Origin of the sequence: Psychrosphaera sp. B3R10, from assembly GCF_018861025.1 — a bacterium.
GTDB lineage: Bacteria > Pseudomonadota > Gammaproteobacteria > Enterobacterales > Alteromonadaceae > Psychrosphaera > Psychrosphaera algicola.
The window spans coordinates 57,603-80,303 of sequence record NZ_JAHKQH010000021.1; the positions used below are offsets into that span (position 1 = coordinate 57,603).

Sequence of the window (22,701 nt, forward strand, 5' to 3'; positions counted from 1 at the left end):
GGTAACAGTTGCTTTTTCATTTAGTTGCTGCGGTTCATTTAATACTAATTATTAATGGATTGAGTTTTAAATTTAGTGGCAAGTGCAATCAGCGTTTATCAAGATTTGAAACTGTCCACTCAAGATGAACCGGTTAATTTTAGTGAAGTGACTTAGGCGTAACTCTGTTGCTAAACAGACTATTCAGAGTCAGTTGATAGCTAAATGAAATGTGACTTAAAACAAATACCAGAGAAGTAATTTATGACTAATTTAACATCGCTTACATTTGATAAAAAACTAATGACCTTATTAGCGGATAATGAAGATTTACTTTCATTAACAAACCAACCAGCTAACAAATACAATGGTATTTTTCAGCGGTGGGTAAACCCCATCATTACTCGCGACCATATCCCGTTAAATTGGCGTTATGACTTTAATGAAAAAAGTAACCCGATGTTATTAGAGCGCATTGGCGTAAATGCAACACTCAATTCTGGTGCAATGTTATTTAATGGCAAATATATTGTGGTCGTCCGAGTTGAAGGCAACGACAGAAAATCGTTTTTTGCTGTTGCAGAAAGTGACAACGGTATCGACAATTTTCGATTTTGGTCAAATCCAATCACGATGCCGGAAACCGAGGAGCCGGATACCAATGTTTATGATATGCGATTAACAGCCCATGAAGATGGTTTTATCTATGGATTGTTTTGCACTGAGCGAAAAGATAAAACATTAATGGAGAATACCAGTGCTGCTGAAGCACAATGTGGCATTGCTCGCACCAAAGACTTAGTTACATGGGAACGCCTACCAGATTTAATCACCTATTCAGGACAGCAGCGAAACGTTGTATTACATTCTGAATTTGTTGATGGAAAATATGCTTTATTTACAAGGCCACAGGACGGCTTTATTAGTGTGGGCGGTGGCGGTGGCATAGGGTGGGGTTTGACTGAATCTATGGAAAATGCCGAAATCAAAGACGAAGTTATTGTCGATTCAAAAACCTACCACACAATAAACGAAGTTAAAAACGGGCAAGGTCCTGCACCGCTTAAAACAACGGAAGGTTGGTTGCACTTAGCTCACGGCGTGCGTAACACCGCAGCGGGTTTGCGATATGTGTTATACGCCTTTATGACAGACTTAAAACAACCGTGGAAAATTATTCACAAACCAGCAGGGCATTTAATCGCCCCAGAGGGGTGTGAGCGAGTGGGCGATGTATCCAACGTGGTATTTAGCAACGGTTGGATTGTTAATGACAATGGTGATGTTCATATTTATTACGCTTCGTCAGACACACGTATGCATGTAGCAACCACGTCTATCTTACAGCTCATCGACTATTGTAAAAATACACCCGAAGATGGTTATCGTTCCGCATTATCGGTTAATGCCATTAATCAACTGATTTCCCAAAATGAACATCACCAACAATAAGGAAATACGGATGGACAACGTATTGTTTTCAAAAAAATCTGCGGTCACTGAGCTCTCTGCGATTAGTGAATGGTGGTTAAAAAACACTTTAGATCACCAACACGGCGGGTTTGTTGGACAAGTCGACTTTTGGGGAAATATCGTTGAAGGTGAAAGTAAAGGAATAGTACAAAACAGCCGTATCTTGTGGTTTTACAGTGAAAGCGCCATGTTTAGTGGCAAGGACGATGACAAAAATGCTGCGGACAGAGCGTTCGAATATCTAATAAGCTATTTTGATGATATTGAAAATGGCGGTGCATTTTGGGAAGTGTCATCAACCGGTGAATTGGTCAATGGTAAAAAACAGACCTACGGGCAGAGTTTTTGTATTTATGCTTTTTGTGCTTATTACCGATTAACAGGAAACAAACTAGCTGTAGAAAAGTCGATGGAATATTTTGAGCTAATTGAAAAATATGCTCGAGATAAAAAGTGTGGTGGTTATGTAGAAGCTTATACACAAACGTGGCAACCCATCGACGATTTTCGACTTAGTGATAAAGATTTAAATGCACCTAAGTCAATGAATACGCATTTACATGTGTTAGAGGCTTATAGTGCGTTATATGCAGTTAAGCCAGAAGCAAAGATAAAAGAAGCGTTGGCACATGTAATTGACGTTTTTAATGATTTTATAATCGATAAGTCGACTAACCATTTAAAGTTGTTTTTTGATATGCAATGGCAAGATATTTCAAAAACGGTGTCTTATGGTCATGATATCGAGGCCAGCTGGTTACTTTGGGAAGCCGTTGAAATATTAGGCGACAGCAATAAATTAGCCTACTTCAAACCGATTATTATCTCATTAGCTGAAACGTGTTTAAATGAAGCCATAGGTGAACATGGCCAAGTTTGTGATGAATATGAAATAGCATCACAAAAACGTCACGAAGAAAGTTACTGGTGGGTTCAAGCTGAAGCATTAGTTGGCTTTTTAAATGTCTACTATTTAACTGGTGAAGCTAGATATATCAAAGCTTGCAATGACATATGGGTATTCATTAATAATCATCATATAGACGCAAAAGCAGGTGAATGGCATTGGCTTTCAAATATGGATAATAACCAAGGATCTTGTATTTATAAGGCGGGATTTTGGAAAGCACCGTATCATAACGGTCGCGCTATGATGGAAGTAGCAAAATTATTCGATTTAATCAAAGGGGAATAATAATGTTTAAATTAGTCAGTTTATTAATTATGTTGTTATTTTCTTTAACAAGCTTTGCGGGGTTTGAACATTTTATTTCCCGAGATGGGCATCAACTAAGAGATGGCAACAAGATCTTTCGTTTTGCCGGACTAAATGCCCCTGAATTACATCGTATTGAGGATGATGTTAAGGGCGTTTGTAAAGCAGATCGCCGAGGTTGGGGGCAATTTTTTAAATGGCCAACATCTGACGAGCAACAAAATTGGATAAAAGCGCTCGTTAAGTCGGGACATAAAGCGACTCGAATTTATGTACTTTCCGTTGAACACCCAGACGATATTGCATGTACTCGCGAGTCTCACATCCTCAAACCTGTGGATACGAAAAAGGGTAATAACCAAATTGCAATGCCGGTGCTAAATGAAACCGCAATGGTGGTGTACGACCAAATGATCGCTCACGCCAGTGAGCAAAAGCTAAGATTGATTTTGCCTTTTATTGACCATTGGCAGTGGTGGGGTGGACGTCAAGAACTAGCGGCATTTTACGATGAAACCCAAGACGACTTTTATAACGTAAACAGCAAAACATTTAGCGCTTATTTAGATATTATTAAGCAAGTTATCACTCGAAAAAATACCATCACCGGTCGTTATTATTATCAAGAAAAAGCAATAATGGCTTGGGAAACGGGTAACGAACTAAAAGACAGTACGGCTGAATTTGTGGCTTTGACGGCGGCACATATAAAGTCTTTAGCGCCCAACCAACTTGTGGTTGATGGCAACTATTTGTCAATTTTAGAACATTCACTGAATGACCCAAATATTGACATTATTAATAATCATTTTTATACAGTTAACGACAATAACAAGCCGCAAACTATTAAAGATGATCTAGCAAAAATAGCCGGTAAAAAAGTCTATTTAGTTGGTGAGTATGGTTTGAAACCAATCAAAGGTATAGCTGAGATTATGCACACCGCCACTCATTTTGAACTTAATGGCGCACAAGCGGCAGGGGCCTTTATTTGGGGATTTCGAGGTCATCGTAATGACGGTGGTTTTTATTTTCATCGGGAAGGTAACAGCCCTTATTACAGTTACCATTTACCGGGCTTTGACGCCGGTAAAGATTATCAAGAACTCGAAGTGACAAATCTTATTCGATTGGCTCAGGCACAAATGGATGGGTTGTCGAAAGCGCCTCAATTGCCCGTTCCTGAACCGCCAGTTATTAGGGCGATTTCACCGGACCGAAAAATTACTTGGATGGGGTCACCTTTAGGAAGAAGTTATCGAGTTGAACGAAAACAGATAAATGGATCAAAATGGCATGTTATTGGCGATAATATCTCTGATGGTAAAAACAAGTTTGATCCAACATTAGATACCTTATTTCAAGATACCGAACGGTTAACCCCTGGGCAAACATTCCTCTATCGTATTGTTGCGAAAAACGAAAGTGGTGAGTCTGCACCGTCAAATGAAATTGAACACAAGGTTATTGCTCCAAATAGCTTTATACAAACCATTAATGGCCAGTTTAAACGCGACGGCAAACCTTACTATTTTATTGGCACCAACTATTGGTATGGACCTTTAATTGCGGCAAAAAATGGTGACCGAAGTCGCTTAACGTTAGAGTTAGATCAATTACAACAAATTGGTGTAAACAATTTACGTATTTTAGTGGGAGCTGATGGCGGAAATGGTCATTCTGTTGTTAAACCTGCGTTACAATTTCAGCAAGGTAAATACGACTTAACTTTATTAGAGGGTTTAGATTATTTATTAGTTGAAATGAAAAAACGGAACATGGTTGCTGTTTTGTATTTAACCAATAATTGGATCTGGTCAGGTGGTATGTCGCAATACCTAAATTGGAATGGTTACGGCGACGTGCCAAACCCATTTAACGAAGATACAACATGGGCTGATTACATGTCGTATACCCAACAGTTTCATCGTTGTATTCCGTGTACAAATGCCTTTTATCGTCATGTAGAAAAAATAGTTACTCGAACAAACTCGATAACAGGCCAGGCATATAACACAGACTCAACTATTATGTCGTGGCAATTAGCGAATGAACCTAGGGTATTTACCCAAGCTAATTACGAGCCATTTAAAGAGTGGCTCGATACCTCAGTAGCACTGCTTAAAAAACTTGCACCGTTTCAACTGGTTTCAACGGGTAATGAAGGTGCAGCAGGTAGTTTAAATCGTGTCGATGTTTATCAAAAATTGCATGATAATCCGAATATTGATTATCTGACGATGCATATCTGGCCAAAAAATTGGAACTGGTATCAAAAATATGACAAAAATAACAATGATATTCAGGCTGAATCAACTTTGGTTGCTATTGAAAAAGCAAAACAATATATGGCTGAGCATGTTAACGTTGCCGTTGAATTAAACAAACCTATAGTGTTATCTGAGTTTGGTTTTCCGCGTAATTTGGAACGTTTAAAGCCAAATACATCTACTGTGTATCGAGACAAGTTTTTTGCGAGTATTTTTGATCTGGTGCTAAAAAGCAAAAACAACAGTCAGGTGTTAGCGGGACTTAATTTTTGGGCATATGGCGGTAATGGGCATGCAAACCCTGACCATAATGGTGTTTGGCATTTAGGCGACGATTATATGGGTGACCCAGCGCAGGAACCACAGGGACTAAACAATGTCTTTTCGACGGATAAAAAAACTTTATTATTAGTTGAAGAACTGAATATTAATTTGCATAACTAACTTTGTATTAAAAGGTCAGAAGAGAATATCGATTGTCCGTACCTGACCTTTTAATTATCTTACTGCTTTAGTGTTTTTTGATTCTCAATTCATCTATTTTAATATAAACATGCCTTAATTCATGATTTTAAGAGTGTTGTTCAGGACTTTGTCCGTGACGACACTTTTTTGGCGTTATAAAATAGGGCAAAAGAAAACAACACTTCAATTATGCCACCGACAAATGCACCGGTTATAAAGGCCGCGTTAAAAACTATGCATAGAGCACCCGCCAGCATTAGCGCGGCACCAAGTACCCAATACAACTTATTACCGTATAACGTTTGAAACATTAAATAACGCACCCCAATGGCCAATAACATTATGGGGTAAAACCAAGTCGCTTGGTTTTGTGCGATGGCAAATGCGATAAATAAGCCAACAAACAAGATTACGGTAGTTTCCATTGCGAGTTTACTGAGGGGATTATTACTGTGGTGTGCGCCACTACGTTGTAGTAATTTAGCGAGAACAATTGAAAGTGGGAAGATAACCATGCCACCAAAAAACAGGGTAAGCATACTATTTTTATCGGTAGAAAATAGAGCAACCGAGGCCGCGATACACCAAACAATGCCGGAGACTAAAACCCCTGTAGCCCCGCCAAAATAGGCAATATCCATGTCGTTTTGAGCGTCGTTAAAATTCACTATCAAGTCCAAATTGAGCGGTCAGGAATACCAGCGCTAACTGGCTACCTGACCTTATATAGCTGTAGTTGTAGGTGTAGTTGCGACTGAACTAGTCAAGCGCTACAGTAAATGACGTATTTGTTGACGTACCCGACGGAGCGACCACTTCGATTGAAACTTCTGCGGTATCGGTTTCTCCGACATTATTCTTTAATGTGAATGTCATGAAAGCCCCACCATAACCATCAGGGTCGAGAGTACCGACCGTATCAGCGATACGCAGCTGAGTTGTTCCTGATAATTCGCCAGCAGTTGTTGTAACGCTAATCTGCGTCCCGACTGCCATGGTTTGCATTGCATTGTCTGAAATGGCAAGTTTGTAACTCGCAAAATCATTTCGAGCGATGGCTGTAGAAGAACTTATTGATTCATTGCCATAGTTTTGGGCAAGAACGGCATCATTCGACAATTGCGTTACTTTTAAATAGGCATTACTACTTGAAGTAATCAGTACGCCAGCGCGTCTTATATGTATGAGTTTATTCGCATCATCTGAGCACAATGTCGTGCTGTTGCAATGTGGTCCATTAAAGTAACCGTCGCCGATATCATGGGCCGCATTTGAATTGTAATCAAAGAATTTTTCGCCACTGTCGTAGAGCATATTTTCATTGTCGTCACGCCATGCATCTTGTAGGTCAATAAAACCAGAAGTGAGTTGGGTGTCTGGACGCTGGAACCCTGAATCAACAGCATCCATGTTCCCAATTAAATTGTTTGCAACAGTGCCGTCTGCGTCACCCATGATATTATCGCCGTTCACATCAAAAAAGGTTTCATGACCAATGGCATAAGCTAATATTGTCGCTCGGTGGTTATCTAAAAACGGTTCTTGGCTGGTCCACATAACAGAACACTTACCATTGATTGTATTGCAATGTGACTCAATTGCACCACCTTCGGTTGTAAAATTTATGGTAGTGCCATCGGGAATAGGGTTGTTGAAGCTGTCAGCCAAATAGGCACTTACAATGACTTGCTTGCCTACGATATTTCGAGCTTCTGGGTTTGTTTCGGAAAATGCAATTGTGAATGAATCTTGATCAGGAAGGCCGGTATTTATTGACAATAAATCAGATTGAGTAGAAATATTGATGTCGTTTTCCAGTGCAACCGTCGCATTGACTCGTACTGAAGTTGGAACGGTTCCTGAGAGCACTATTGCGCTAACAAGACCATTAGAATTGGTCGTTCCGGAATCGTTTACTAGTTTTATATCGCCTACTTTTGATGTTAGCGAGAATTCTACTCTTTGTTGTTCAATTGGGTTGCCTAGTTCGCCTCGGACTAAAAATGTGATCGTTGAAAATTCTTGTTGGCCTTGACCGCCAGCGCCTTTAATTACTATTGATTCCGGTGAGGCACTCACAAACTCTATTGAGCCTAAGCCTTCTGGCAACAAAGTGATATCGTGAGTAATTACATAGTCTTTAGAATTAACAGTGATAGTCGCGATAATTGTATCAACATTACCGGAATTACCCGCACAACTAATGTCTTTATAAGTTGCTTTAAACGTGCCTTTAACACTTGTTATTGCGGTGTCTATTGATGCTTTGTCGTTGGCGGCACAAGTTGACGTAAAGCTTGCTGTTATTGAGTCGGTAATCAGTTCATGTGCATCGTCTACGATTGAAAATTCAATTCCAAGTGTTGCCCCTGCGTTTATTGTCGCTGGTGTTTCAAGACTTGGATCAGGTTTAAATTGATCAAGAATAAAGGTATTTGAATCATCAAAATAACCTAAGTTAACGCTTTCTACATTTACGCCTGCAATCACTTCGTAGGCTATGGAGTCAGAATTTGACACTGAGTTAACTTCAGCTTGGGCCGACGCAAATCCAGCGCCTAATGTTGTGTCGGTCGTAAGACTAACGGTTGCAATCCCATTACTATTAGTTAACGCAGAAGGGGCCTGTAAAGCGCCTAATTCAGCAGTAAAAAATACTGGCGTATCAACAATGGGCGCATTGTCTTTATCAGTTAGCGTAGCCTGTAATTGCGCTGAGTTTTGTTCACGGATACGGTTTGTTACTATTCCCGTGCTGTCTACAATGGAAAGTGCGATGTTAAAACTGTCTTCTTCTACAACAACAGTTGTTGCGTCTACCACCTCAAATAAGATATCAGTTTGCAAAACTTCTTCGTCGACGGTTGTTGATATTGTCGCGGTTACAATACCAGTTGAGATCCCTGTCGTATCGACGACAAATTCTGTGGTGCCATCAGAACCGGTTAATCTGGCATCAGATGAGGCGGTACCTTTATTTGATGAAAATTCAATAGCATGATTAGTTATTACCCCTTTGTCGGCATTGGTTAGTTTTACTTTGATAATAGCCGATGCGCCAAGAGAAATTATATTTGCAGAGGTATCCTCTGAATTTGTCAATGTGACAGACAAAATACCATTAGTACCTGTCACTTCTAAGTCTGCGGTTGACGTTTCCGTGTCACTACAACCAAATAAAATTGACGTGAAAAACAATACGAATAATAACTTTAGGTTTACCATGATTTTCCATTGAATTAATGTTGATTCAGTAACAGATTTAAACACTTAGCTAGACAACCTGCAACAAAATAAAGGTTTGTTTTATCTTAATTTCTGCTTTGTTTTTAAGGCAAATATGCATATTTTTATGTCACAAGTATAGACAAACATATGGGGATTGTGACGCCGTAAATATAAAATATTTTAGAGGCTTAGGTAGCAAATCGGTTAAAAATTTGTGGGGATAAAGATTGAATGTAACTAGTAGAGGGCAAGTCAACGGCGGCAATAGTTGCTTTATTGAATTGTGGAACCTTTTGTTTTAGTGGAGTATAAAAGGAGATAAGTGCCTGTTATTAGACACTTATCTATCAATTTTTTTGATTTATTTGTTAGTGATTAAATATCAACAACCACTTTGCCCATGCCTTTGCCACTTGTAAGACGCTCATGTGCTTGACCAATCTGTTCTAGCGAGTAGTGTTTTTCGTCTACGATTGGCGTTAATTTACCTTCATCAACGATGGCCGCTAACGTCGTTAAAATCTCACTATGTTGTTCACGTTTCACATTATGAATCATCGGGATCAACATAAATACCACATGTAGTGACAGTCCTTTAAAGTGTGCTGTCGTTAAGTCCATTTCAATCATTGATACTGTCGTAGCAACTTGGCCATTAAGTGCAGCTGCTTCAAATGAATTAGCTATGTTAGCAGCACCAACAGAATCATAAACAATGTCAAAACCTGCGCCATCTGTGTATTGTTCAACATACTCAGCAACCGTTTGGTTGCGGTAATTAATACCTGTAGCGCCTAACTTTTCAATTAAAGCGAGTTGCGGCTCACCGCCGCCAGTAGAATAAACGTCTGCGCCAAAATAATTAGCGAGTTGCAATGCAACGTGACCTACGCCACCGCTACCACCATGTACTAAGACTTTTTGTCCTTTTGAAATACCTGCACGAATAAGCCCTTCGTAGGCAGTAATACCGACCAAAGGTAGCGCCGCTGCTTCACGCATACTGATGGTTTTTGGCTTTAGCGCAACCAACTTTGCGTCAGCTACCATGTATTCAGCCAAGGCACCTTGAAGTTCACCTAAACCGCCTGCACAGCCATATACTTCATCGCCCACAGCAAACTGAGTTACGCCCTCACCAACGGACTCAACGGTACCAGCAAAGTCCATTCCGAGAATACCCGGCATTGTTGGAGCTAATGGACCGAGTTCAGCACCCATTTGACGCAACATAGTATCCACTGTGTTCACGCTAGTAGCGGCAATTTTAACTAAAATATGGCCGGCTTTTATTTCTGGCTTTGCGACTTCTGCTGCTTCAAATACTTCAGTGCCGCCAAATTGTTTGATGATCATTGCTTTCATTATTATTTCCTTAAATATGTTCTATTTAGATTCTGTGTTTTGTTTATGCGGTCAGTATATTTACAATGTATGGGTTTGATAATATGCTTGATTACATAATCAGTTTTTACTTTTTGTTGATAATAAAATGAATATTGAACATCTGAAGTTGTTTGTCAGAATTGCCGCTACACATAATATAAGCTTAGCGGGGAATGAACTTGGATTATCTCCTGCAGTGGCCAGTTCACATATGAATAAATTGGAAGCCTCGCTTGGTGTAAAACTCATTTATCGAACAACTCGAAAAGTGTCATTAACGGAAGAGGGACTGGCATTTTTGCCCCACGCGGAAGGTGTCCTCGATACCGTAGATACAGCTCGTGCGGCGGTTGGCGCTGGCAGTTATACACCCCAAGGTACTATCAGAGTTGCGGCTCCGGCGTCATTTGGCAGAATGCACATAATTCCAGCCTTAAAAGGATTTATCGACCAATATCCAGAATTGAAAATAGATTTGCGATTAAGTGACAGCATGATTGATATGGTTGAAGGTGGTTTTGATATTGCAATTCGAAACGCTTCCCTCAATGATTCGACACTCATTGCCAGAAAGTTGTCCCCCGACCGACGCGTAGTTTGTGCGTCACCTGACTATATCAAGCAGTACGGAGAACCACTTCACCCTTCGGAGTTACAACATCATCAATGCATTACGTTATTTGGATTAGACAATTGGCAATTTGAAACGCCTGAGGGGGTTGTTCGAGTTAAAGCGAAAGGCATGTTACGTACTGATAATGGTGAATCGATACGCGATGCAAGTGTTGAAGGTATTGGTGTCACCTTGTGTTCGATGTGGTGTGGTTATCGGGAATTTGAAAATGGTAAATTGGTTCAGATACTAAAAGAGTTTCCATTGGTTTCAGATACGGCAATTTGGGCCGTTTATCCAAGTTCTAGACTTGTTGCCCCTAAGGTCCGAGCGTTTATCGACTATTTCTCCCAATATTTTGGCAACACGCCGTATTGGGAGAAATCGTCACATTGAGTGGTTCAAATTAACGGGCTAAAACCTGCTCGATGGCTTGTGTCAACTTGATCGTTTTGTTGGTATCGAGAGCGTCTGGGTGCGGTGCTGAAAATTGTCCTATGTCATTATCGAAATATAACCCAGAAGCTTTTGCAAAATCGTTAGATAATGCGGCTTTTACCAAAATATCAGCACCTTGTTGAACGTCTTCGCCAGCAACGCCGTAGGCTTCTTTTACCATTTTACTGCCTAAAAATGACTTAGGATTAACGGCGACAATTACAGGCCCATCTGAACCTAACGACATAGCCATTTGCCTTGACCACATAGTAATTGCGAGTTTGCTTTTAGCATAAGCTTCATTGTCTGATAACTTACCCACGGTAAACAACTCTGCGGGGTTGATTGACGCCTGTGCTGCGGAGGAAACGTTCACAACTCGGCCAGAATTATCCATTATTGGTAAAAGTTGTTGGGTTAACAAATAAGGGGCGATGGTGTTAACAGCAAATCGAACATCAAACCCATCAATGGTTTCGGTATTTGCAATTTTGAACACACCCGCATTGTTAATTAACGCATCTAAGTGTTGGTGTTCTTCTTTGATTTGGTTTGCCAATTGCTTAACTTCGCTTAGGATGGATAAATCAGCTTTATAAGTTTTAATAAATTCAGGCAATGCAAAATCGGATAACAAGGTTTTAACCGCCGCTAGTTTGGCTTCACTTCTGCCATGCAATAAAACCTCATGACCCAATTTAAGCAATGATTTAGCCGTTGCAAAGCCAATGCCGTCAGTTGACCCGGTTATCAATATTGTTTTCTTCATTTTAGTTTCTCCGAACACATTACATTTTATTGTATGGTTGATTAGTTAATAATTAATTTAGGGAAGTTCAATGGCTTTGTTAATTTAGTCAGCGTTAGCTAAATTCGGTCAGTACGTTTTCAGCCAATAAATTTAGTGTTGTTTCAATGTCGAGCTGATTAAATCGTAAATTAAGTGCCACATGATTAATTCCTGCACGTTCGAGCGATTTTAAATACCCGACTAAATACTCAACCGTAGACCTAAAACCGAGATGAATTGGCTCAGGTTTAGCTGAGTTAGAGGTAGCTAAGTCAAAATACAAAGGTTGCATTACGGGTTGCGGCGCTCGATTGTAACGTTTAAGCCGATTATACCAATCTTCAACAAATAGCTTTTGTACAAGAGGGTCGTGAGGATAGACCATGCACCCATCGCTATTTTTGGCGATCCATTCAGGTGATTGTTGACTGCCGCCTGTTACCAACAATGGCAAACGGCCATTGGTTGATTTTGGGAGCATATCGATGTCGCTATCGTGGTCAAATTTTCCATACCTATTATCAAAGGTCGGTTTATCGTTTTGCATTTTTCTAATGTATTCAAAACTATCACGAAAGCGTTCACCTCGGTTTTCATATTCAAGTTCCATTGCTGGATATTCCTGAGGTCTATCTCCGGAGGCTACTCCTAAGATGACTCTACCATTAGACAAGACATCAACACTCGCTGCAGATTTAGCAACATGGGCTGGATGCCGCAGTGGTAAAACAATACTCGCAACACCTAGCGCAATGGTTTTGGTCTGCGCGGCGAGATAACCAAGATAAACAAATGGATCAAAAACATGACCAGCGTCACCAAATGCAGGCACATTAAACGGTACATCTCGTAACCAAACAGATTTAAAGCCCAAACGCTCAGCGAGTTGTACGCGGGTTAAGTGGTCTTCCATTGTCGGCACTGGACCAGACTCATACCGCTCTAGTGGTACCACAAGTCCAATGCTTAATTTTCCTAATTTAAAAACAGAGTTATATCCTGAGTTTAATGAAGGAAAACAGTTTGTCTGAGCTGTGTCTTGAGTGCCTTGCGTCTTTTTCGTCGTTTGCATGTTTTGCTGCATGTTTTGGTCCATGGTAGAAATGAGTGAACAATTTACTTGCCGATATTCACTGTGAAACTAACCATTATACTAACGACAATTAAAGTAATTGATAATACGTCAATTTAGATATTCAGTTTTTACATTTTGTTGATAAAGGGAGAGGGTATTTAGTCAATTTAACATACAAAATTGGCCTACAATTATAGATTTAGCTTGGCTGTCAATGGTTAAAAATGAATTTGAAATTTGATGACAATGTCATTAGAAGCCTTTTTTACGCAACCTGGACTCGTTTTGAACTGCGTTTATTAATTTGCCAAAATTCCTATCTTTTTCTTTGCGTTCAGCCAATGTAGCACTATTAAAGGCTTGTTCTTTTATTAATTTCTGAAAGTTATTGAATCGTCGCGGATCTAGTTCTCCATTTGCAAGTGAACGTTGAACAGCGCATCCGGGTTCTGTTTGGTGAGAGCAATCACTAAATCGACACTGTTTAGCCAATGCCACAATTTCACTAAACGTTTCATTAACACCGGTTTCACATTCAGTTAACTGCAACTCTCTGATCCCCGGCGTGTCCATTAACAATCCACCTTGTGGTAGCGATTTTAATGCTCTGTGAGTTGTTGTATGTCGGCCCTTGGCGTCATCTTCTCTGATGCTGCCTGTTTTCATAGATTCAGTTTGCAATAGCGTATTTACAATTGTTGATTTACCGACGCCTGAGGAACCTACAAACGCGATGGTTTGGCCTAGTTTGCAATAGGGGGTAAGTTGTTCGAGGTCTGAATACGCTAACGCATTTACGGCTAACGTGACCATCATCGCGTCGAGATCTTGTACTTGGTGTATTTTATTTGTTACTTCTTCATTATTTTCACATAGGTCGGCTTTAGTCAGGACGACAATAGGGTCGACCATAGCGTCTTTGGCAACCGCTATATAACGCTCTATTCGGCTTAAGTTAAAGTCTTGATTAAGTGAGCTGACAATGATGAGGTGATCTATATTGGCTGCGATAAGTTGCGTATCAACTTTTGACCCTGGAGACTTACGTTGAAACACAGATTGCCTTTCTAAACTTCGCTCAATTATTTTTGTGGTTTTATTGATTAAAAGCCAATCCCCGACACAAATAGGGTCAGCATTATTCGATGGTCGGATATCAAATTGACCTTGGTCGCTCTCAACAACTATTTTACTTCGGTGCTGCTCCACAACTCGACAAAATAGACAGGTGTCATATTCATCTAAATTGATCTGCTGTTGAAAGAATGGTCGCCAGCCTAGTTGCTGCAAATTTAAATGTGAAGATGAAGACAAAATTCGTTACTCTTTTCGGTTTAGTTTAAATAAGCGTTGTGCTTACCCACTATAGTCGATATAGCCCGTTTTTGAAGTAAGTGAAACTCAGTTAAGGCGACTAAATACTTTTGTATATTAGCATTGCATTCCAACCAATAAATAATGCAATTGCATAGCTAATTAATGTCCCTAACAACATATATTCTGTCAGCTTCATATCTTTGTTTTTTGTTAAATCGCCAAATCTAAAAATTGTTTTTGTGGCGACTAAAAAACCAATGCCTGCAAATTGCCCCATAAAAATAAAAGAAATCGCTAAACATCGTTCAATGTAGCCTATCCATGAACCTGCTGAGATTAACCCAACATTGTTTTCTTTTTCGATTTTCAGTTCAACTTCTGTTTTATCCGGCGTTTGACTAATTAATGTGTCGCTTCTTGTTGCCATATTATTATGAGTTAACGCATCGGTGTGTTTCTTTAGAGCGAGTGCTATTAAAACCGATGCCGGTTTACAAACGAGCAAATAGGCAATACCGAGGATCATGGTTTTAGGGGTAATGAGTTGCTTTAAAAATCCAATAACGTCTATAAAAGTAATATTGGAAATAACAGCCCAAACTATGACTAAAATGACGATACGAAGTAATTGATCGAGTAGAAAGTAGACAAGGTTATTGCTTTTTGGTGACTTACAAAGGTCGGCCATCAAATGACCGGCAGTGATAACAAAAACCGCAATAATGGCTTGAGTTAGGCTTGTCGGTGTTAAATAAATAATTGTCGTTAATACTAAAGTGTAGAGCAGGGCGTGTATAATTGCGCGTCTGCAGAGCGTTTTGATTTTTACGGATTTAGAGGTTGATTGCGTTAGCCACTGCGGCGATTGTAGATAAAAATCGCTAATAAAGTGGGCGGTTAGAAGCAACAACAAGGCTGTCATTGTGACTTTACCTTCAGATATTCAATCTTACGATTAACATTCTCAATATATTCTTTTATTAAATTCGCACCAATATTACTGAGCCTATTACTGATGTTTTGGCGAGTGGTAGCGGTTAACTCTGCCATGGTTTTATGATCGGTAAAATCGTTTTCAATATATTGATAAAGCAAGGTGGCTTGAGTTTTGGTGAGTCGATTTAAAAGATGATTTAAAAACTGTGTGAGTAAGTTAAGCTCACTTTCGTCTAAATCTTGCTCAAGCAGAAGTGATAGTTCACCCCTTGATGTTTTTTGAAGTCCCCGTCCAGACGCAACAAATACCGAACCTGATGACGTGTTTGGTTTATCGGCATAAATGTCGTATTCACCATAGGCGAGCGAAAGTGTACACTGGATTGGCTTTTCTGAAAACGTGGCTAAATGCAGTGCGAGTTTAATTAATAATGTGCTTTTTAGTGCATCTAATGGGTTAGGGTATTGAATTTGAAATTCATCACCACGGTATATTTCACCGACGGCGTTAAACTGGACGTTTACGTCTTGCAGTAATGACGTTAATTGCTTTATGACTTCTGAATACGTCTCTTTTGACATTTTTGTTGAATTAACAATGTCTCCAGTTAACACGGCGATCATTTCGAAGTTTCTCAATAGTTAAGTATTATGCAACCTTATATGATTGCATTTTAATTTGCAATTGAATTTGATTGCCTTGGGGTTTACAACAAAAAAGGATTGTCTGCGCTCTAAGTTCTAAGGATAGTGCAATAAAAAAGCGAATCCAATCAATATGAATTCGCTTTTAAATTTAACAAGACCAATATTAGCCGTTAATTATTTACAATTTAGCATAACCTTAGTTTTGCCCTTAGAATAAATAGCTAACGCTTAAATCGACTGTCCTAGGCATTATATAGCGACCATTTGACGATAACGAATCGCGTGGATCACCTTCTGTTAGTGCGTTTTCATCGGTCAAATTACTGACTGACATTTGCACTTGAACCGCATCAGTTAAGTTTAAGATCATACCTAAATCAACTTTTTGATAACCAGCCAAGGTTACGGTATTTTCATTATTGGCAAAGCGGTCACCAACGGCTGAAATATTACCGTAAACAGTGGCCCAACTGCCGTTGTCAAAATCAATGTCATAACTTGGGGTCAAACGAATTTGCCAACCTGGTTGTCTTTGTGCCTCATTACCTTTGTTATCAGGGCTTTCAGTAATTTCGGTTTGTTGAACTGTAGAGTTTAGACTTAGCGATAGACCACTTTCGGTGAAATAATTGAAATCAATTTCAATACCATAAGCTTCATTAGTCAATACTTCAGCTGGCGCACCTGGTTGTGAAACAAACGTATCGCCTTTCACTTCATTAAAAAAGGTTGTGGCATACAGTTCGTAATCATTTCGTACCATTTTATAACCAAACTCAAATTGAGTTACCTGTTTGATTAAGTCTTCACCATCTTGGTATGAACCAAAGTTGTCTCTGAAATCATCAAAAAACGGCATTTTACTTCCGTCACTATAACGAGCGAAAATACCTTGGTTTTTGTCCAACATCCAATTTGCACCAACAGTATAGGCCAGCTCTGTTTTGTCATAAGATACGGCCTTATTTATTGCGCCGTCCAACCCTTCATCAACCGTATATTCAATCTTATGGTTTTCGTTTCTGAGTCCACCATCAATGGTGAGATCGTCTGTCACATCAAATGATGCTGCGATATATAAGGCACTTGTTGCTCCATCACCCACACTATTAATATCATAGTTCCAGCCACAGCCATCTAAGTTATCGTTACAGTCAATACCGGTTAACATCTCGCCACCTGACTCAATGACATGGTAGGCTTGATTACCAATTGACCACCAGTCGTTTGCGGCAAATGTCGAGTGATAATAACCTGCGGTAAAGGTGCCATTATCCAACGTTTTAGTTAGCGTGAAGTCATTGGTGAATGCCTCTATTTGCTTTTTGACTACCCAGCGCCCAATTTGTTGAACCATAGTGTCGCCTGCATATACTTTGCCTGACACGGCACCAATTGCAGAACTGCCATTATCGGCAACATTAGACAATGCAGTAGCATCTTCATTTGGCACTAAACCATAAGTATTGGCGTCACCTGTGGTGTATATGAATCGGTCTACTAGCGCCCAATCATTTCCCAATGTTAAGTCTATGCTGCCACCTGTTACCGAACCATTCCAACCGCGGCCTTGACCAAAATCAACAGTTTCTTCGGTATTATCAGGGCCATATTTGATTGTGGCTAAGCGATTTTTACTGCCAATTTGTGTGTATTTATTATCGACCGAATCGACATTAAGTGGCGATGGCAAATACCAGACGCCATGATCGTCAGTTATACGGCTGTATAAATTGATCTTACCGTTGTCTAATTGTTTGGTGATGTTAAGGGTAAATTGTGACCCTTGTTCCGCATTAAAACCTGCGTCACGTATGCCTGGTGAGCTTTTAATGTAACCGCCGGCCATAAAGTACAAATCTTCGGCTATTGCGCCACTGATCATACCGTCGATACGTTGTAAGCCGTAATCTGATGTTGAGTACTTAAAGAGACCTTCGGTATCTTCCGAACCTTCTTTAAGGATGAAGTTGGTTGTTAAACCGGGTTGTCCATTAGAAACAACGGCATTAGGGCCACCGCGAAGAGCGTCCATAAAAACGACCGTTTCGTCTAGCCTAAATAAGGTAGAATTTTCTAAAAAGGAAAGGGTTGGTGGTGGAAAAATCGGTGCACCTTGCAACTGTACAGTTAAGAAAGGTGCATCGCCACCACCGGGGAAGCCACGAACGAAGACATTGGCGCCAGAAACACCACCTGAGCTTTCCGCCCAAACACCTGGTACGGCTTTGAACAAGTCGGCTGTACTTTTTGGCGCTAACTTTCTAATGTCGTCTTCTGAAAACGAACTGATTGCAAAACTCACTTCTTTTTTTGCAACACTTTTACCGCTAAATGTCCCGGTAACAACAATTTTTTCAACGTTGTCATCATTATTATTTTTTTGTTCAGCAAAAGCGTTACTTGTACTACAAGTAAAGGCCAAAGCTAAGGCGACTGACGATAATTTGAATTTTTTAGTCATTTTTATACCCTCTAAGTTGCGATGGTTTACACCCATGCAACTACTGATTATTTTGATTGTAGTTCCTTCCCCGCATTTAAACTAAACAAAAATGCAATCGTTTGCAATTACTTTGTGCAACTAATTGCAATCGATTGCAATTGTAAGTGTTTTACGACGTTAAGTTGCGTTTAACTACAGTAGTTAGTGATAATTCTTCGTTTGGGGAATTGCTACTAATGCAAAAGTGGCATTCTAAATGAACCTATGGAATTTGTTGTAACTAGCTAACGGACCGAATTGTTGAAACGTTTTTAGCAATAAAAATGGTTATTAGAGATTGCTTAACAGGAAAGAACTCATGGTTTGTTTTTGATTGTATTACTGACTATGTATGCAATAATTCTGTTATTACGATGACTAAAAATAATGAAAGGCGATATTTGCTTTGAGCAATGATAATAAACTCACCTTAGCTGGATTGGCCAAATTAGCTGGTGTTTCAACGTCAACGGTTTCCCGAGCGCTAAATGATAACCCCTTGATAAAAAAAGAAACTCGAGAAATGTTGCAGGCGTTGGCTAAAGAAAATAATTTTAGTTTAAATCGCGCCGCAAGTCGTCTACGTACCCAAAAAACGAATGTTGTCGCGGTTATTCTCAATTTAATAGATGATACTGATCAGAGTATTAATGACCCTTTTTTGCTCAAAGTCGTAGGGGATCTTAACCAAGCGCTTAATCAAAAAGGCTACGAGTTGTTGTTGTCAAATTCTCTTATGGCAACTGACGATTGGAGTAATTATTTTATCAACAGTAGTCGTGCAGACGGTATTATTGTTATTGGTCAGGGAAAAAGCACCAGTAAAATAGAAGATGTTGCAGCTGCTGGTTCCCCATTAGTGGTGTGGGGCGATCCTAAAGTAGCAGCTAATTACGCTGTTGTCGGCAGCAATAATGAACTCGGTGGCTTTATTGCGACAGAGCACTTAATCGACGGCGGTTGTCAAAATATCGTATTCTTAGGGGATCCCGAACATGCTGAAATGAGTGAACGGCATAAAGGTCATTGTCGAGCATTAGCACAGGCGGGTAGGGTAATTGACAATAACTTGACCTTATCATGTGACATCACAAGTAAAGCTGCTTACGAAAAAATATCGACGGAAATCTTAACTAAAGGATTATATTTTGACGGCATTGTCGCGACCAGCGATATGGTGGCATTAGGTGCTATGAAAGCGTTAAAAGAACGTTATGTCAGTATTCCGGGTGATGTCAGTATTATTGGTTTTGATGATATCGCGATGGCCGAATTACTGCACCCAGCATTAACTACGGTCAAACAGGACACCAAGTCAGCTGCAGAAGTAATGGTTGAGCAACTCCTTTATCAGTTTCAAGGTAAGCCCGCTAAATCGGCCATTGTTGATATCGAACTTATCGCCCGAAAATCCAGTAAACACGCCTAAAATACATTCTAGATGTTGTTATGGTATTTATATAATCGGATAAATACCATAACAACACCTTGTAAATAAATCCAAATGCAAACGTTTGCAATTGTGAATAAACAATACTAGACTAAATGAAAATCTTTACTTAAGAGTGTCCAATGTCACGACTAATTACTATTTGCGCAATTGCCGCAAGCTATTTTGTTTTTGCTATTTTATTAAACAGTGTCGGTACCGTCATTCTGCAATCTATTTCGAGTTTTGGAATAACTAAACCAGAGGCGAGTACATTAGAAGGTTTTAAAGATCTTTCAATCGCGTTTGTGTCTTTTTTTGTCGCGTCGATTATACCAAGGATTGGCTACAAGGTAACGCTACTAATTGGCTTGGCTTTAGTCACTGTAGCGTGTGTTGTCACACCGTTAGTTGGCAGCTTTTGGGTCATTAAGCTGTTGTTTGCCTGTATTGGTGTTTCATTCGCATTAGTTAAAGTTTCTGTTTATTCCATTATTGGGCAATTGTCTACCTCGGTAAAATCTCATTCATCTTTATTAAATACAATTGAAGGTATTTTTATGCTTGGTAGCCTTTCTGGTTATTGGTTGTTTAGTGTCTATGTTGACCCTAACTCAGTTGTATCGACTGATTGGCTAAATGTGTATTACCCTCTTGCAGGAATGATCGCATTAACTTTAGTTTTAGTTGGTTTTTCGACGATAAGTCAAACAGAGTTAACATCTAAAAATGAGAGCGTATTGGTTGAATTTATCAATATGATCAAAATGAGTTATCAACCGCTTGTTCTGGTATTTGTGTTATCTATATTTTTATATGTATTAATTGAACAGGGTATTGGTACTTGGCTTCCGACGTTTAACAACGAAGTACTTGGTTTACCAAATAATGTGAGCGTCCAGATCACGAGTATTTTTGCTGCCGCGCTGGCAATTGGTCGTTTACTTGCCGGTCAAGTTCTTCGCTTTATACACTGGTATCCATTTCTAAATATATGCATTTTATCCATGGGGTTGATCATAGTTGTACTATTACCACTTACCCAAGCAACTGAAATGGGGAGCGTTAATAACGTATTTGATGCACCAGTTGTTGCCTACTTACTGCCATTAATCGGTTTGATGATGGCGCCAATTTATCCTGTTATTAATTCGGTAATGTTAAGCAGTGTAAAGCAGTCTAAACAAGCGTCGATGACGGGTTTAATTGTGGTATTTTCAGCGTTAGGAGGCACCACAGGTTCGGTTATTACTGGTTATTCATTTCAAGCGCTCGGAGGCCAACAAGCATTTTATCTGTCGTTAATCCCAATGACACTCATTGTCATCAGCTTATATTTTTTCAATAAGGCATCACAGGCCAAACCAACATCAAGTTTGTAGTAGAAGGGTTATTGTATGCACCAGACCAACCTAAACGCATTTAATTGTCATGAAAGTTTTGCGTTTTTTGAAAGTGAATTATTTAAGGATGTACAAACTCAGGGGGTATTTCCTGATAGTAAAACGTTTACCGATTCTGTACCAAAGCAGCCTATCCATAAGATTTTGACTAATTATCAACAGGAAAGAAAAAGCAATACTGGTTTTGTGCTTAAAGATTTTGTCTTAGCCAACTTTATTATTCCGGACACCCTTGAAATAACGATAGATAGTCCGTCTACCGATATTAATCAGCAAATTGAAAAATTATGGTTGGCGTTGGAAAAACCAGCAGACAAACTAACTAATACCTCATTATTGCCTCTGGCTAATCCTTATGTTGTGCCTGGTGGTCGCTTCCGAGAAATCTATTATTGGGACAGTTACTTTTCTGCGTTGGGCTTAATTAAATCCCATAAAACCAAACTCGTGATGAGTATGTTAGATAATTTTGTCGACTTACAGCGACGCTTTGATTGTATTCCGAACGGTAACAGAAGTTACTATTTATCCCGGTCACAACCACCAATATTGGGATTATTAGTTGAATTACTTTTGCCATTTCAATCAGAACCAATTCCATTTATTAAAAAATATATAGGTGCTATTACCAAAGAATATGAGTTTTGGATGCAGGGCAGTGACGATTTAACTGACGAGAAGTCAGAACATCGACGTGTGGTGAAATTACCTGATGGTAGTTATTTAAATCGCTACTGGGACGACAGTGATACACCAAGACCTGAATCATATAGAGAAGATATTGAACTGCTCAATGATTTTAAGCCTGATAATGAAAGTGAGTTTTTCCGTAATATTCGGGCCGCCTGCGAATCCGGTTGGGACTTTAGTTCTCGATGGTTAGCGGATCCGCAATCATTGGCGACAATTAGTACCACTCGAATTCTGCCAGTTGATTTAAATTGTCTTCTGTTTAAAGTTGAAAGTTTATTAGGACATTATTTTGAAATTTTGTCTGATGAGTTTTTAAGTTCACAGTATAAAGATTTAGCATTAAAGAGAAAAATTGCGATAAATCGTTATTTTTGGTCAACAAAAACCAACTATTTTATGGACTACGATCTCGATAAAAAAACCAATAGCCCAGTATTATCGATGGCAGGGATCTTACCACTATTTGTAGAGTTAGCTGATGAACATCAAGCAAAGTGGATATCTGATGCTATTAAAATACAATTTCTAAAACCTGGTGGATTAGTGACAACCTGTGTTGAGAACACTCAGCAATGGGATGCGCCAAATGGTTGGGCGCCTTTGCATTGGTTTGCTGTAGTCGGATTACATAATTATCAACATGATGAACTTGCTAATACTATTAAACATAGATGGACAAAGACCATTGATGTTTACTTTAAATCAACAGGCAAGTTAATGGAAAAATATAATGTTTGCCAACAAACCCAAAAAGCAGGCGGTGGTGAATACGATGTTCAAGAAGGTTTTGGATGGACAAATGGAGTATATCAGGCGATGTCTGGCGAAGATTAATGGGTAGTGTTTAGAAATCTGTG

The 22,701-nt window shown here is 39.4% G+C and carries 16 protein-coding genes; 7 read left to right on the forward strand and 9 right to left on the reverse strand.

The window, feature by feature from the left end; genetic code table 11:
- The first annotated feature begins 243 nt into the window (after positions 1 to 243).
- The 3 genes from KO525_RS07090 to KO525_RS07100 are packed head-to-tail and all read left to right on the forward strand — an operon-like array spanning position 244 to position 5,382.
- Positions 244 to 1,431, forward strand: coding sequence for a glycosidase (locus tag KO525_RS07090; protein ID WP_215963099.1), 1,188 nt, complete (start codon positions 244 to 246; stop codon positions 1,429 to 1,431).
- 10 nt (positions 1,432 to 1,441) lie between these two features.
- Positions 1,442 to 2,647 (forward strand): AGE family epimerase/isomerase, encoded by a 1,206-nt coding sequence (locus KO525_RS07095; RefSeq protein WP_252736532.1) that lies wholly within the window; start codon positions 1,442 to 1,444, stop codon positions 2,645 to 2,647.
- 2 nt (positions 2,648 to 2,649) lie between these two features.
- The gene (locus KO525_RS07100; RefSeq protein WP_215963101.1) at positions 2,650 to 5,382 is read left to right on the forward strand and encodes a hypothetical protein; all 2,733 of its coding nucleotides are present in this window, start codon (positions 2,650 to 2,652) and stop codon (positions 5,380 to 5,382) included.
- A gap of 140 nt (positions 5,383 to 5,522) precedes the next feature.
- On the opposite strand, the gene KO525_RS07105 is transcribed toward KO525_RS07100, so the two are convergent.
- The 3 genes from KO525_RS07105 to KO525_RS07115 form a co-directional block, all read right to left on the reverse strand.
- Positions 5,523 to 6,071: a hypothetical protein gene (locus KO525_RS07105; RefSeq protein WP_215963102.1), complete on the reverse strand. Its 549-nt coding sequence runs from the start codon at positions 6,069 to 6,071 to the stop codon at positions 5,523 to 5,525.
- Between the two features lie 91 nt (positions 6,072 to 6,162).
- Positions 6,163 to 8,628: an Ig-like domain-containing protein gene (locus KO525_RS07110; protein ID WP_215963103.1), complete on the reverse strand. Its 2,466-nt coding sequence runs from the start codon at positions 8,626 to 8,628 to the stop codon at positions 6,163 to 6,165.
- Between the two features lie 378 nt (positions 8,629 to 9,006).
- Complete coding sequence (locus KO525_RS07115) at positions 9,007 to 9,996, reverse strand: zinc-dependent alcohol dehydrogenase family protein (RefSeq protein WP_215963104.1); 990 nt, start codon at positions 9,994 to 9,996, stop codon at positions 9,007 to 9,009.
- Between the two features lie 127 nt (positions 9,997 to 10,123).
- Between KO525_RS07115 and KO525_RS07120 the strand changes: the two genes are divergently transcribed.
- A complete protein-coding gene (locus tag KO525_RS07120) occupies positions 10,124 to 11,026 on the forward strand; it encodes a LysR family transcriptional regulator (RefSeq protein ID WP_215963105.1) in 903 nt (300 codons plus the stop codon).
- Positions 11,027 to 11,036: 10 nt separating this feature from the next.
- On the opposite strand, the gene KO525_RS07125 is transcribed toward KO525_RS07120, so the two are convergent.
- From KO525_RS07125 to KO525_RS07150, 6 genes are all read right to left on the reverse strand, one after another.
- The gene (locus tag KO525_RS07125; protein WP_215963106.1) at positions 11,037 to 11,837 is read right to left on the reverse strand and encodes an SDR family NAD(P)-dependent oxidoreductase; all 801 of its coding nucleotides are present in this window, start codon (positions 11,835 to 11,837) and stop codon (positions 11,037 to 11,039) included.
- Positions 11,838 to 11,931: 94 nt separating this feature from the next.
- The gene (locus tag KO525_RS07130; RefSeq protein WP_215963107.1) at positions 11,932 to 12,942 is read right to left on the reverse strand and encodes an LLM class oxidoreductase; all 1,011 of its coding nucleotides are present in this window, start codon (positions 12,940 to 12,942) and stop codon (positions 11,932 to 11,934) included.
- A gap of 243 nt (positions 12,943 to 13,185) precedes the next feature.
- Positions 13,186 to 14,247 carry a ribosome small subunit-dependent GTPase A gene (gene rsgA / locus KO525_RS07135; RefSeq protein WP_215963108.1) on the reverse strand — a complete coding sequence of 354 codons (1,062 nt, stop codon included), beginning with the start codon at positions 14,245 to 14,247 and terminating at the stop codon, positions 13,186 to 13,188.
- Positions 14,248 to 14,347: 100 nt separating this feature from the next.
- Positions 14,348 to 15,172: a DUF3307 domain-containing protein gene (locus KO525_RS07140; protein WP_215963109.1), complete on the reverse strand. Its 825-nt coding sequence runs from the start codon at positions 15,170 to 15,172 to the stop codon at positions 14,348 to 14,350.
- Complete coding sequence (locus tag KO525_RS07145; protein ID WP_215963110.1) at positions 15,169 to 15,810, reverse strand: MarR family transcriptional regulator; 642 nt, start codon at positions 15,808 to 15,810, stop codon at positions 15,169 to 15,171. The genes KO525_RS07140 and KO525_RS07145 overlap by 4 nt, the downstream gene beginning before the upstream one ends.
- 232 nt (positions 15,811 to 16,042) lie before the next feature.
- Positions 16,043 to 18,298, reverse strand: coding sequence for a TonB-dependent receptor (locus tag KO525_RS07150; RefSeq protein WP_215963111.1), 2,256 nt, complete (start codon positions 18,296 to 18,298; stop codon positions 16,043 to 16,045).
- A gap of 427 nt (positions 18,299 to 18,725) precedes the next feature.
- On the opposite strand from KO525_RS07150, the gene KO525_RS07155 reads away from it, so the two are divergent.
- From KO525_RS07155 to treF, 3 genes are all read left to right on the forward strand, one after another.
- The gene (locus KO525_RS07155) at positions 18,726 to 19,748 is read left to right on the forward strand and encodes a LacI family DNA-binding transcriptional regulator (RefSeq protein ID WP_215963112.1); all 1,023 of its coding nucleotides are present in this window, start codon (positions 18,726 to 18,728) and stop codon (positions 19,746 to 19,748) included.
- Between the two features lie 143 nt (positions 19,749 to 19,891).
- Positions 19,892 to 21,130 (forward strand): sugar MFS transporter, encoded by a 1,239-nt coding sequence (locus KO525_RS07160; RefSeq protein ID WP_215963113.1) that lies wholly within the window; start codon positions 19,892 to 19,894, stop codon positions 21,128 to 21,130.
- A 15-nt stretch (positions 21,131 to 21,145) separates the two neighbouring features.
- The gene (gene treF / locus KO525_RS07165; RefSeq protein ID WP_215963114.1) at positions 21,146 to 22,678 is read left to right on the forward strand and encodes an alpha,alpha-trehalase TreF; all 1,533 of its coding nucleotides are present in this window, start codon (positions 21,146 to 21,148) and stop codon (positions 22,676 to 22,678) included.
- Positions 22,679 to 22,701: the final 23 nt, after the last annotated feature.

Coding starts and splice junctions, on each gene's coding strand:
- KO525_RS07090 (WP_215963099.1), top strand. CDS start 244: ATGACTAATTTAACATCGCTTACATTTGATAAAAAACTAATGACCTTA.
- KO525_RS07095 (WP_252736532.1), top strand. CDS start 1,442: ATGGACAACGTATTGTTTTCAAAAAAATCTGCGGTCACTGAGCTCTCT.
- KO525_RS07100 (WP_215963101.1), top strand. CDS start 2,650: ATGTTTAAATTAGTCAGTTTATTAATTATGTTGTTATTTTCTTTAACA.
- KO525_RS07110 (WP_215963103.1), bottom strand. CDS start 8,628: ATGGTAAACCTAAAGTTATTATTCGTATTGTTTTTCACGTCAATTTTA.
- KO525_RS07115 (WP_215963104.1), bottom strand. CDS start 9,996: ATGAAAGCAATGATCATCAAACAATTTGGCGGCACTGAAGTATTTGAA.
- KO525_RS07120 (WP_215963105.1), top strand. CDS start 10,124: ATGAATATTGAACATCTGAAGTTGTTTGTCAGAATTGCCGCTACACAT.
- KO525_RS07125 (WP_215963106.1), bottom strand. CDS start 11,837: ATGAAGAAAACAATATTGATAACCGGGTCAACTGACGGCATTGGCTTT.
- KO525_RS07130 (WP_215963107.1), bottom strand. CDS start 12,942: ATGCAGCAAAACATGCAAACGACGAAAAAGACGCAAGGCACTCAAGAC.
- KO525_RS07140 (WP_215963109.1), bottom strand. CDS start 15,172: ATGACAGCCTTGTTGTTGCTTCTAACCGCCCACTTTATTAGCGATTTT.
- KO525_RS07145 (WP_215963110.1), bottom strand. CDS start 15,810: ATGATCGCCGTGTTAACTGGAGACATTGTTAATTCAACAAAAATGTCA.
- KO525_RS07150 (WP_215963111.1), bottom strand. CDS start 18,298: ATGACTAAAAAATTCAAATTATCGTCAGTCGCCTTAGCTTTGGCCTTT.
- KO525_RS07160 (WP_215963113.1), top strand. CDS start 19,892: ATGTCACGACTAATTACTATTTGCGCAATTGCCGCAAGCTATTTTGTT.
- treF (WP_215963114.1), top strand. CDS start 21,146: ATGCACCAGACCAACCTAAACGCATTTAATTGTCATGAAAGTTTTGCG.